Annotated in this window: 10 protein-coding genes; 2 read left to right on the forward strand and 8 right to left on the reverse strand. The window is 63.4% G+C overall.

Annotation, left to right across the window (positions count from 1 at the left end; genetic code table 11):
• Positions 1-328: 328 nt before the first annotated feature.
• Positions 329-811: a hypothetical protein gene (locus CFE28_15500; protein OYU71268.1), complete on the forward strand. Its 483-nt coding sequence runs from the start codon at positions 329-331 to the stop codon at positions 809-811.
• On the opposite strand, the gene CFE28_15505 is transcribed toward CFE28_15500, so the two are convergent.
• From CFE28_15505 to CFE28_15535, 7 genes are read right to left on the reverse strand one after another with little or no spacing between them, the layout of a single operon-like run.
• A complete protein-coding gene (locus CFE28_15505) occupies positions 808-1,815 on the reverse strand; it encodes a hypothetical protein (protein ID OYU71269.1) in 1,008 nt (335 codons plus the stop codon). The two genes, CFE28_15500 and CFE28_15505, sit on opposite strands and share 4 nt — an antisense overlap.
• Positions 1,787-2,749, reverse strand: coding sequence for a hypothetical protein (locus tag CFE28_15510; protein OYU71270.1), 963 nt, complete (start codon positions 2,747-2,749; stop codon positions 1,787-1,789). Before CFE28_15510 ends, CFE28_15505 begins: the two co-directional genes overlap by 29 nt.
• A complete protein-coding gene (locus tag CFE28_15515; protein ID OYU71271.1) occupies positions 2,746-3,414 on the reverse strand; it encodes a hypothetical protein in 669 nt (222 codons plus the stop codon). Before CFE28_15515 ends, CFE28_15510 begins: the two co-directional genes overlap by 4 nt.
• Positions 3,415-3,451: 37 nt before the next feature.
• Positions 3,452-4,318, reverse strand: coding sequence for an MBL fold metallo-hydrolase (locus CFE28_15520; GenBank protein OYU71272.1), 867 nt, complete (start codon positions 4,316-4,318; stop codon positions 3,452-3,454).
• Between the two features lie 8 nt (positions 4,319-4,326).
• Positions 4,327-5,382 (reverse strand): 2-oxoglutarate ferredoxin oxidoreductase subunit beta, encoded by a 1,056-nt coding sequence (locus CFE28_15525; GenBank protein ID OYU71273.1) that lies wholly within the window; start codon positions 5,380-5,382, stop codon positions 4,327-4,329.
• On the reverse strand, positions 5,379-7,220 hold the full coding sequence (locus tag CFE28_15530) for a ferredoxin oxidoreductase (GenBank protein OYU71274.1): 1,842 nt from the start codon (positions 7,218-7,220) through the stop codon (positions 5,379-5,381). Before CFE28_15530 ends, CFE28_15525 begins: the two co-directional genes overlap by 4 nt.
• Positions 7,205-9,007 (reverse strand): glutamate synthase, encoded by a 1,803-nt coding sequence (locus CFE28_15535; GenBank protein ID OYU71275.1) that lies wholly within the window; start codon positions 9,005-9,007, stop codon positions 7,205-7,207. The genes CFE28_15530 and CFE28_15535 overlap by 16 nt, the downstream gene beginning before the upstream one ends.
• A 507-nt stretch (positions 9,008-9,514) precedes the next feature.
• Here CFE28_15535 and CFE28_15540 point away from each other — a divergent pair.
• Positions 9,515-10,450: an aldo/keto reductase gene (locus tag CFE28_15540; GenBank protein OYU71276.1), complete on the forward strand. Its 936-nt coding sequence runs from the start codon at positions 9,515-9,517 to the stop codon at positions 10,448-10,450.
• Here CFE28_15540 and CFE28_15545 read toward each other — a convergent pair.
• The gene (locus CFE28_15545; protein ID OYU71277.1) at positions 10,447-10,935 is read right to left on the reverse strand and encodes a hypothetical protein; all 489 of its coding nucleotides are present in this window, start codon (positions 10,933-10,935) and stop codon (positions 10,447-10,449) included. The two genes, CFE28_15540 and CFE28_15545, sit on opposite strands and share 4 nt — an antisense overlap.
• Positions 10,936-11,239: the final 304 nt, after the last annotated feature.

The following is an 11,239-nucleotide window of genomic DNA, read 5'->3' on the forward strand; positions in this document are numbered from 1 at the left end:
AGCGGCCATGTTCTGGTTTTAGTCTCATTTTCAGCCGCCGCAGGGGCGACCGAAGCGGCAGCTCCTGGCGTCGAGGAAAGTCACTGCTTGTCGTCGCGATAAATCCCGGATTGGCCCATCCGTGAGTGTCGCGTGAATACTTCGTAATTCAAGAAACACTTCAGTACTACAGACTTGAACTACATAACGCCTATGAGATGGTGAACGGCGAATTCACCATGATCATTGAAAAATCTGGGTGCGACAGATTGTCACCATCAGGCATTGCAATCTCTTATCAACAAAAGCCGGTTAGGGTTAGCCTCTAGTCCCCGACCGACAGGCCGAAATGTCATCCGCTTTTCAAAACGTCAAAGTGCTGATCGTCGATCACAACCAGGGCATGCGCAGCATTGTTGCGACAGTCCTGCGCGGGTTGGGATTCCCGAGTCTGCAGCTGGCGGAAAACGGTGAGGACGCCCTCCGTAATATCGAGAGCTACGGCCCTGATCTGGTCATAACCGAGCTGAAAATGCCGGTTATGGATGGCCCCACCTTTGTGCGCCGCCTGCGCAAGGACGAGAACAATCCCAGCAATATGGTGCCGATCATCATCGCCAGTGGCCATACCGAGGACAAATACGTCCGCGAATGCCTGATCGCCGGCGCTGACCAGTTCCTGGCTCGTCCGATATCCGGCCAGAGCCTGGCCGACCGGATCAGCCGCATCATCCGCGACGAGCGGCAGTTTGTCCGCACGCCGGACTATATCGGCCCGGCGCGGAACCTGAAGGTCGTGGAAATGATGAAGGCCGCCAAGCCAGCGGCCTAGACTTCGCTCAGCGCTAACAGGGCGTAACTCGCCAGCCAGTGCTCGCCCATATAGTCACCGGCCACATGGGGCAGGCTGGCCTGGAGATGCTTCTCCGCCGCCGCACGCGCAACAGTCTGTACGGGATGGTCATCCGCCAGCCCTGAAGCGATGGACCGCCAGCACCAGGCCCGGCTGAGATTGAGGCCGTCCAGATGGGCGATCTTGCCGTCCGTGCGGTCGCTGACCCGGGCGGGGGTGAACAGGGTTCCAGGCGACCCTGCAGCCGCCTGAGGCAGGAAGCGATCAAACCAGGCCGGAAAGTCTCCTTCCCCCATCAATCGGCGCATGCATTCGGCCTCCATCAGGGCCGGGGACAGGAAATCATCTACGGATGGCTCCCAGGCCTGACAGGCCTGATCCTGGCCATACCAGGCCATGGCCTTGGCGGTGAGCAGGTCCAGCAGGTTCTGATCCCCGACGGCCCGGGCATAGTCGGCGCTGAGGGCCAGGGCGAAGGCGGTCGAAGAGTGGACGCCGGTCCGGATCGGATAGTCGCAGCGGGGCAGGAAGGTCTTGAACCGATCAGCAAAGGCGGACGCCAGGGGTTCGAAGTTTGCAGCCCAGGGCGCGTCATGCACCACCAGCTCGCTGTGGAGCTTGAGCAGCCAGGCCCAGCCATAGGGCCGCGAAAACCCCCGGGCGGAATCCGCCGACATGTAGGCCCGCTCGGCCTCGACCTTTTCAGGGGTGAAGGCGCCGTCAAACAGGGTGCGTATGGCGTCCGCCTGGGGAATGCCTGGATGCAGACGCAGGAGGCTGGCCAGCAGCCAGTGGCTGTGGACGCAGGAGTGCCAGTCAAAGCTGCCATAGAAGATCGGATGCAGGGCCTGGGGGCCCCGAACATCCTGTGGCCCGGTCATCATATGATCGAGCTTGTTGGGGTATTCCTGGTTCACATGACCCAGGGCGATACCCGCAAGCTTTGCAGCAAGTTCAGCCGTGAGGACGGAAGGCGAAGACATACATCAGGACCATGTTGATCAGAAGGAGCGGCAGGGCGGTGGGGGTCTGGGCGCGGATGACCGCGAAGCGGTCCTTCAACTCCAGCAGGGCGGTGGGCACAACATTGAAGTTGGCGGCCAGGGGGGTCATCAGCGTGCCGCAGAAACCTGACAGCATGCCCATGGCGCAGATGACGGCGGGATCGCCGCCAAACCTGTGGATCAGGAACGGTAGGGCGACTCCAGCGGTGATGACCGGGAAGGCTGCGAAGGCGTTGCCCATGACCAGGGTGAACAGGGCCATGCCGATGCAGTAAACCGCCACCGCCATGAAGGGCGTGTTCATGGGGATCCAGGTGGTCACCAGATCACCCACCACCTTGCCGACCCCGGCCAGGGCGAAGAGGGCGCCCAGGGCCGCCAGCATCTGGGGCAGCAGGGCCGCCCAGCCTACCAGATCCATCAGCCGACGCCCTTCCTGCAAAGGCGTGATCATGGGCTGACGGAACAGGGCGAAGGCCGCCCCGGCGGCAAGCAGGGCGCCGGCGGCCAGGGAAATCAGGGTCGCCTGTTTCGGATCCAGCAGGGGAACCTCTCCCAGCTTCCAGGTCTTGACCACCAGGGTCCCGAACAGGACCACCGCAGGAATGACCAGGGCCGGCAGGAAGAGCCGGTTTCCGAACCTGAGGGCCGAGGCCTGCCGGTCCGCCAGGAGGGCGACGCCGCCGGTCCCCTGACCCAGTTTCCCGACCCCCGCTGTCACCGCCAGGACAAGAACCAGCACGCCATTGCCCAGATCACCGAAGTGGTCCCCGGCCAGGAAGCTGGCGGCCAGCAGGCCCCAGAAGAGGGCGTTGCGCCAGCGCCGGGGATTGGTCTGGTCCCGCGCGCTGAGCAGGGCATAGGCGGCGAAGACCAGCCCGGCCAGAATGTAGACGAACCCCAGCTTGATCATGCACCCGCCCTCCGGGCCAGCCGACGGCCGAAGATCAGGATCCGGGCGCCGTGGATGGCGAAGGCGGCGATGGCGGTGGGTATGGCCCAACGCGACAGGTCCAGGGGCTCGAGCCGAACCCCGCTCTGATCGAGGAAGCCGACCATCAGCAGGATGGAGCCGATGGCCATGAAGATGTCTTCGCCGAAGAACAGGCCGATATTGTCGGTGGCCGCAGCAAATGCCTTCACCCTCTGGCGGTCGCTGTCGACCAGTTCGCCGCCGTCGGATTCCACAGCGGCCTCCGCCATGGGCGCCAACAGGGGCCGAACAGTCTGGGTCTGACCGGCGATGGAGGTCAGGCCAAGGGCTGAGGTCAGTTGCCGGAACAGCAGATATCCCACCATCAGGTGGCCAAAGGTCACCCCTTTCAGGCCACGGATAAGATCCCGCGCCCTTTCCTGCAGGCCTGCCCGCTCCAGCATGCCGATCACCGGCAGGATCAACCAGGCGGCGCTCACATAGCGGTTTTCGTTGAAGGCCTTGCCGAAGGCGCTCAGTACCTCGACCGGGGAAAGGCCCGCCGCAAGACCTGTGGCGAAGGCCGAGGCCATGACCACCAGCAGGGGATTGAAACCCGCGGCGAAGCCGGCCACCACAACGGCGACCCCCAACAGGATCAGCATTCCTTACCCCCGAGTCTCAAAGCGTCAGGGGAAGGACTTAACCCTCAAACCCATCAAACCGATAGGCCTGGCCGTCGCGGACCACATGGCCGGCCGTCGGGGCGGCGAAATGGGTGCCGATGACGAGGATTGGCTTGTCGGCCGTATCCTCGAACATCCGGCGGCGCATGACCGCCGAGGCCTTACCGTCACTGTCAAAGGGCGGCGACCAGTCCGGGTGGGCCAGCTGGCAGGGATGATGGACGGCGTCGCCGGTAATCATGGCGACCTGACCCTCGGACTCGATCATCACGCTCACATGGCCGGGGGTGTGGCCCGGCGTCGGGATCAAGCGGACCTCGGCCGAAAGGCGATGGTCCATCTCGACCAGTTCAGCCAGGCCTGCATCAAAGATCGGCTGGACCGAGTCGGACAGGATGACCTGCTGCTCAGCGTCCTCGTGGGCGCTCCAGTGGGCATATTCCCTGGCCCCGATCAGGTACTTCGCCTTCGGGAAGGTCGGGACCCATTTGCCGTCCACCTGCATGGTGTTCCAGCCCACATGGTCCACGTGGAGATGGGTGCAGACAACGTGATCGACACTCTCCCGGGACCAGCCGGCGGCCTCGAGCTGGGTCAGGAAGTCCGTGGCCAGGGCCTGGCCGCCCAGCAGGCTGCGGGGTCGGTCATTGCCGATGCAGGTGTCCACCACCAGCCTCAGACCCGGCGCCTCGACCAGCAGGGCGTGAATGGACAGGCGCAGGGACCCGTCCTCGTTCACGTAGTTGGGATAGAGCCACGGAATGGTCTTGAGCACCTCCGGACGGGCTTCCAGCAGGAAGGGCCGCGCCTCGGAATAAGGCACAGGCAGTTCGATCTCGACAATGCGCGTGACAGTGACGGCGCCGATCTTCCAGGTGAGCATGCCGGCGCCTAGCGGAGGTCTGCGTTGATCTTGGCGAGGACCGAGGAGCCCGGAATCAGGTCCGGGCCGCCCAGGCTGTTCAGCGGCCGCTCAACGGTGTCGAGGGAGTCGTGCAGGTCGCTGGCTTCCGGGTCCACATAGAGCAGGCCCGTGACCACCTCGCCCTGGGCCTGGCGCTGGGCCAGATAGGTCATGGCGGCGATCCGGTCGGTAGGATCATAGTGCTCGGCCAGCTTGTGCAGGGCCAGGACCGATCCGTCATGCTGGGTCACGGTGGTGGTTGTGCCCGGGGCATAGTCCACCTCTATCGGCGCGCGCTTGGCGATGACATCGAGGCGGTTCACGGCCTCATTGTGCTCGCGCACATAGTCATAGCTCTTGGTCGAGCCGGCGTGATTGTTGAACTGCACGCAGGGGCTGACGCAGTCGATGAAGGCCGCGCCCTTGTGGGCCAGGGCGGCGCGGATCAGCGGCGCCAGCTGGGCCTTGTCGCCCGAGAAGGACCGGGCCACGAAGGTGGCGCCCAGCTGCAGGGCAAGGCTGACAAGGTCGATGGCCGAGTCGTGGTTTTCCACGCCCTTCTTGGACTTGGAGCCCTTGTCGGAGGTGGCTGAAAACTGACCCTTGGTCAGGCCATAGACCCCGTTGTTCTCGACGATATAGGTCATGTTGACCCCGCGACGGATGGCGTGGGCGAACTGGCCAAGGCCGATGGAGGCGCTGTCGCCGTCGCCGGAGACCCCCAGATAGATCAGCTCGCGATTGGCCAGATTGGCGCCGGTCAGCACGGACGGCATGCGGCCATGGACAGTGTTGAAGCCGTGGGAGGCGCCCAGGAAGTAGTCCGGCGTCTTTGACGAGCAGCCAATGCCCGACAGCTTGGCCAGCCGGTGGGGCGGCAGGTTCAGGTCATAACAGGCCTGGATGATGGCCGCAGAGATCGAGTCGTGTCCGCAGCCGGCGCAGAGGGTCGAAACCGAGCCCTCATAGTCCCGGCGGGTAAAGCCCAGCTCGTTGGCCGCAAGGCTGGGGTGATGCAGGCGGGGTTTGAGCAGATAGGTCATTCTGCGGCCTCCGGAACAGGGGAACGCGGCGCGGCGGCGCCAAGGCGGGCGCCGATTTCGGCGGCGATGAAGCGGGCGGTGATCGGGGTGCCGTCATAGTGCAGGACGGGCGGCAGCTTGCCCGGGTCCACATCGCCCTCATTGACGATCAGGGTGCGCAGCTGGGCGTCACGGTTCTGCTCGACCACGAAGACGCGGTCATGGGCGGCGATGAAATCATAGACCTCGTCGCTGAAGGGGAAGCCCCGCACGCGCAGGGCGTCCAGGTGCATGCCCTTGGCCTCAAGGATTTCCAGGGCCTCATGCATGGCCGGGGTGGTAGATCCGAAATAGATCACGCCGGTCCTTGTCGCCTTGCCCGACTTCCGCAGGACGGGCGCCGGGATCAGGGACTTGGCGGTCTCGAACTTCCGCAGCAGGCGCTGCATGTTGTCCACATAGACATGACCTTCCTCGCTGTAGCGTGCATAGGGATTGCGCGAGGTGCCCCGGGTGAAATAGGCGCCCTTGGAGGGGTGGACGCCGGGATAGGTGCGGTAGGGAATTCCGTCGCCATCCACATCCTTGTAGCGACCGAAATCAACCCCGGCCTCCAGCTCCTCATAGGTCATGACCTTGCCGCGATCGAGATTGCGGCTGTCGTCCCACTTGAAGGGCTCGGTGAGCCATTCGTTCATGCCGATGTCCAGATCCTGCATCAGGAAGATGGTGGTCTGCAGGCGGTCCGAAAGATCGAAGGCCAGGGCCGCCATCTCGAAGCATTCGCCCGGATCCTGCGGCAACAGCATGGGATGCTTGGTGTCGCCGTGACCGGCATAGGCTGCACCGATCAGGTCGGCCTGCTGGGTCCGGGTCGGCATGCCGGTGGAGGGTCCGCCCCGCTGGACGTCGATGATCACCGCCGGGATTTCCGCGAAATAGGAAAGGCCGATGAACTCGGTCATCAGGGAAACGCCGGGTCCGGAGGTGGCGGTAAAGGCCCTGGCGCCGTTCCAGCCGGCGCCGATCACCATGCCGATGGAGGCGATTTCGTCCTCGGCCTGGACAATGGCGTACTTGGCCTGACCGGTTTCCTTGTCGGTCCTGAACTCGGCGCAATAGTCCATGAAGGCCTCAACCACCGAGGTGGAGGGCGTGATGGGATACCAGGCGCATACCGTGGCGCCGCCATAGACCGCGCCAAGGGCTGCGGCGGAATTGCCTTCCACATAGATCCGGTCGCCCACGGCGTCGGCCCGGCGGACCTGCAGACCCAGGGGCTTGAGGTTTGCCTTCACATAGTCGCGACCCATGTGCAGGGCCTCGAAATTGGCCTTGATCAGACGGTCCTTGCCGGCGAACTGCTCAGACAGCAGGGTCTCGATAACCTCGATCTCGATGCCCAGCAGGGCCGCCAGGGCGCCCACATAGATGATGTTCTTGAAGAGCTGGCGCTCCCGGGGAACCGAATAGACCTCGTTGCAGATGCGCGTCAGGGGCACACCGACCACGGTGATGTCTTCCCGGAACTTGCTCTCCGGCATGGCCTTGGTGGAGTCGTAGAACAGATATCCGCCGGGCTCGATCTCGGCGATGTCGCGATCCCAGGTCTGGGGGTTCATGGCGACCATCAGGTCCACCCCGCCCCGCCGGCCCAGATGGCCATCGCCGGTCACCCGCACCTCGTACCAGGTGGGCAGGCCCTGAATGTTGGACGGGAAGATGTTCCGCGCCGCCACCGGCACGCCCATCCGCAGGACGGACTTGGCGAACATGGAGTTGGCGCTGGCAGACCCCGAGCCGTTCACATTGGCGAACTTGACGACGAAGTCGTTGGTGAGGTTCAGCGAGCCTGACATGCACCGCCTCCCGTCATGGTCGTGGCATGGGTCATTTCCAGGGTGAACCTCTGCATGTCCCAGGCGCCGGTCGGGCAGCGTTCTGCACACAGTCCGCAGTGCAGACAGACGTCTTCGTCCTTCACCATCACCCGTCCGGTTTTCAGTTTGCTTGAGACCAGCAGGTCCTGGTCAAGGTGCAGGGACGGCGCCTTGAGCCTTCCCCTCAGATCTTCTTCCTCACCGTCTTCGGTGAAGGTGATGCAGTCCACCGGACAGATGTCGACGCAGGCGTCGCACTCGATGCACAGGGGCTCGGCGAACACGGTCTGGACATCGCAGTTCAGGCAACGCTGGGCCTCGGCGAAGCCCAGCTTGGGATCAAAGCCCAGTTCGACCTCCAGCCTCACGTCCTTCAGGGACTCGACCTTGTCCCTTTGCGGCACCCGGAACCGGGCGTCGTTGGAGACGTCGTTGTCATAGCTCCACTCGTGAATGCCCATCTTCTGGGAGGTGAGGGAGAAGCCTGGGGGCGGCCGATCGTGAACGTCCTCGCCCTGGCAGTAGCGATGGATGGAAACCGCGGCGTCATGGCCCTGGGCCACAGCCCAGATGATGTTCTTGGGGCCGAAGGCGGCGTCGCCACCAAAGAAGACGCCCGGGCGGGTGGACTGGAAGGTGACTTCGTCGACCCTGGGCATGCCCCATTCGTCGAAGTCGAGGCCGATGTCCCGCTCAATCCACGGGAAGGCGTTTTCCTGTCCCACGGCGACCAGGACGTCATCGCAAGCATGGTGCTCGTCAGGTTCGCCCGACGCCACCAGACGGCGGCGACCCTTGTCGTCGTACTGGGCCTCGACCACTTCGAAGACCACGCCGGTCAGCTTGCCGTTTTCATGGGTGAAGGCCTTGGGCACCCGGAAGTTCAGGATCGGGATGTCCTCGTGAAGGGCGTCCTCCTTTTCCCAGGGACTGGCCTTCATCTCCTCAAATCCCGACCGGACCACCACCTTGACGTCCTCGCCGCCCAGACGGCGGGAGGTGCGGCAGCAGTCCATGGCGGTATTGCCGCCGCCCAGGACGATGACCCGACGGCCGATCTTTTCGATGTGTCCGAAGGAGACGCTGGAAAGCCAGTCAATGCCGATGTGGATGTTGGCCGCCGCTTCAGCGCGGCCGGGAAGGTCAAGATCCCGTCCCCTCGGCGCACCGGTGCCGATGAAGACCGCATCATAGTTTTCGGCCAGCAGGTCTTTCAGGCTGTCAACGCTGTGACCCAGGCGAACATCCATGCCCAGGCCGGTAATGTAGCCGACCTCCTCATCGATCACTTCTTCCGGCAGACGGAAGCGCGGGATCTGGCTGCGGATCATGCCGCCGGCCTTGGCGTCGCGGTCATAGACCACCAGGTCGTAGCCAAGGGGAGCCAGGTCCCTTGCCACGGTAAGGGCGGCGGGACCGGCGCCGACCAGGGCTATGCGCTTGCCATTGCGGTTGGCGGCAGGCGGCGGCAGGCGGCTGGAAATGTCGTCCTTGTTGTCTGCAGCCACGCGCTTGAGGCGGCAGATGGCGACGGGCTCGTCCTCGACCCGCCCGCGGCGGCAGGCCGGCTCACAGGGGCGGTCGCAGGTCCGTCCCAGGACACCGGGAAAGACATTGGACTTCCAGTTGATCATGTAGGCGTCGGAATAACGGCCCTCGGCGATCAGCCGGATGTATTCCGGAACCGGCGTGTGGGCGGGACAGGCCCACTGGCAATCCACGACCTTGTGATAGTAGTCCGGGCCTTCGGTACGCGTAGGCTGCAAAGTCCGTCTCCCCCTCGGGTCACCGCAGACATTCGGGACAGATGACGATTTCCGTTGGCCGGAAATTCGGCGGTTCAGTCCGCAGCGGTGTTCCCTGCTATCTAAATGCCGATATGCGACCCGCGCCAAGACGCTTTTTCAGCAAGGCCCCTTCCGCGCGCCGGAATCTCTCACTGGTCAAGAGTCTGTGAACACCAGTCGGACGGCCCTTCCCCACGGGATTAACAAACCGTAAAGTTTGTCGGCCCGGTGGATATTGCGGGCGCAGAAGTTCGGGAGTCAGATCAATGCCTTCGCCCTTCGAAATGCCTGCAGAAGCCTCTGCGGAACTGCACGACGCCATTCCCTCGCCATTCGAAGCGCAAGATGATGATCTGGAGATCAATCTGCGGCGGGCAGCGGCTGAGAATGCTGAAACCCTGAGGCTGGCCCGCGCCCTCTGATCCTGCTGGACCGCCAGCGGTCAGGCCCTATGGTGCTGTCAAAATCAGCTCAGGGGATCGCGGGATGGAACTTCGTCGTCTTGGAACAAGTGGCCTGAAGGTCAGTGCGGTCGGCCTCGGCTGCAACAATTTCGGCATGCGCATCGATCAGGCCCAGACCCAGGCGGTCGTGGATGCCGCCCTTGAAGCCGGGATCACCCTCTTTGATACGGCTGACATCTATGGGGGATCAAAGTCCGAGGTGTTTCTGGGCGAGGCCCTGAAGGGCAAGCGCAACAAGGCCGTCATCGCCACCAAGTTCGCCAACCCCATGGGAGAAGGCGCCTATCTCAAGGGCGGATCGCGCCGCTATATCGTCTCCGCCGTCGAGGCCAGCCTGAAGCGCCTGCAGACGGACCACATCGATCTCTACCAGATGCATGTGCCGGACGCGGACACCCCGATTGAAGAGACGCTGCGCGCCCTCGACGACCTGGTGCGGGACGGGAAGGTTCTCTACCTGGGTAATTCCAACTTTACCGGCTGGCAGATTGCCGACGCAGAATGGATTTCCCGGACTTCGAAGCTGGACCGCTTCGTCAGCGCCCAGAACCTGTTCAGCCTGCTCGAGCGTGGCGCGGCCAAGGAAGTACTTCCTGCCTGCGACCACTTCGGTCTGGGCTTCCTGCCCTTCTTCCCCCTGGCGTCGGGCCTGCTCACAGGCAAATACAAACGGGGTGAAGCTGCGCCCGAAGGCACCCGGCTGGCGGCCTGGGGCGCGCGGGGTCAGGCGGCGCTGAGTGAGCGCAATCTGGATCGGGTGGAGAAGCTTGAAGCCTGGGCGAGCAACCAGGGACATACCCTTCTGGAACTGGCCTTTGCCTGGCTGCTGGCCCACCCGGCGGTCTCTTCGGTCATCGCCGGCGCCACCAGCCCTGAACAGGTGCACGCCAACGCCGCCGCGGCCAGCTGGACTCTTTCAGCCCAGGACCGCGACGAGGTGACGAAGCTGATCAGTTAGGGCTTCTTGGCGGCCTGGACTTCGATCTCGGCGAGCATTCCAGGCGCAACCAGGGCCGCAACCTGGGAGGTGACGCGGGCCGGCTTGTTCGGTTGGTCAGCCGTGCCGAAGAACTGGCTGTAGCCTTCCATCATTCCGGCGAAGTCCATCTTTCCGCCCTTGGCGGGGTCTCCCACCAGATAGACGCGCATCATGAAGACGTCGCCCATGGTCAGACCCTGGCCCTTCAGCACGTCCTGGATCTTCTTCATGACACCAATGGTCTGGGTCTTGGTGTCGCCAAACTCCACGGGAGTCCCTGCCGGTGCGCCGGCATTGAGCGGCGGCGGGGTCTGACCGCTGACATAGACAACGGTGTAGCCGCCGGGGACGACGGTGGCTGATGCGATGGCGGCGGTCGGAGATCCGACATGAACCACCTGCGCAATCGCCGGAGCAGCGCAGACCAGTGGGATTAAGCTGAGGATGGCGGGCAAGACTCGCATTCGGAACTCCTGGGTTTGATCAGTTTCATAACGGTTGCGTCACGGGCTGCGACTTTGGTCCACGAAGGTCTCCCCTGGCCCACACCCGGAACCTGAATCGCACAAAATTGCAGCGCTTCGCCCGGATTTTAGACTCTGAACGATCAGAGTTTAGGCAATCCTTCCAAGTATCCATCTACGCTTCCATAGAGTTTGCGCAGTCAGTTCAGATCGCGCCTGAAGCGAATTTCAGATTTCAACGCTGATATTTTTGGCATCAGACGGCTGATTTTTTGGCCATGCCCCCTTTTTGCGTCGCAACAGA

Source organism: Alphaproteobacteria bacterium PA2 (assembly GCA_002256425.1).
Classification (GTDB): domain Bacteria; phylum Pseudomonadota; class Alphaproteobacteria; order Caulobacterales; family Caulobacteraceae; genus Phenylobacterium.